Source organism: Frankia nepalensis (genome assembly GCF_016786325.1).
In the GTDB taxonomy this organism is placed as follows: domain Bacteria; phylum Actinomycetota; class Actinomycetes; order Frankiales; family Frankiaceae; genus Pseudofrankia; species Pseudofrankia nepalensis.
In genome coordinates this window covers 1-686 of record NZ_JADWYU010000094.1, presented here as the reverse complement: position 1 = coordinate 686, position 686 = coordinate 1, and the positions used below count along the sequence as shown (strand labels likewise).

Sequence of the window (686 nt, the reverse complement as noted above, 5' to 3'; positions counted from 1 at the left end):
GCCCGCCCGCCGCGCCCCCGCCCCCGCGGGGGCGAGCCGGGGACGAGGCGAAGCGGCTTCGTCGGAGCGTTCGGATCGTCGAGGCCGCGCCCGGCGGCCGCCCGCCGCCCGGGTGCCGGCGCGGGGAACCACCACACGGGCGGCGGGAACCACGGCGCCTGGGATACCGTGCCTGCCCACGGCGCCCCGCCCGGCGCCCCCTCGGCGTCGCCATCGCCCAGGCTGACGAGGGCGGCGTCGGCCTGAGGTTCGGCCACCGACACGGCCACCTCACCGATCGTGACCGTCGCCGTCGTCCCACCCGGAAGCGCGCCGGTCCACAGGCGCAGGCCGGGGGGCGACTGCGCCGGGTGCCGCGCCGGGTGCTCCGCCGGGCCTGGTCCCACTCCCTCGCTTCCCGCGGCGGGCCGTTCCGGCGCGGGAAGCTCTCCCGGCCGCTGGTCGGGCACGGCCAGGCCGGCCACCGGGGCCAGGCCCGCCACCGGCACCAGCACCGTGACCAGTTCACCCGGGTCGGGGGCGTCCAGCGGCGTCGGGGGCCAGGCGCGGCGTGGCTCCCACGCGGTCCCGACCACCGGAACGGCCGCCGACGCGCCGTCGACCTCGGCGGGCGTGGCCGCGGCGGGCGGGCGCGCGGCGGTGGCCGACGTGGTCCGGGCACAGATCGCGGCCGTCCTGGGCCTGCC

1 pseudogene is annotated in these 686 nt (G+C 81.5%); it reads right to left on the bottom strand.

Annotated elements, in window-relative coordinates:
* Positions 1 to 686: pseudogene (locus tag I6A81_RS07465) on the bottom strand (hypothetical protein); the annotation flags it as partial.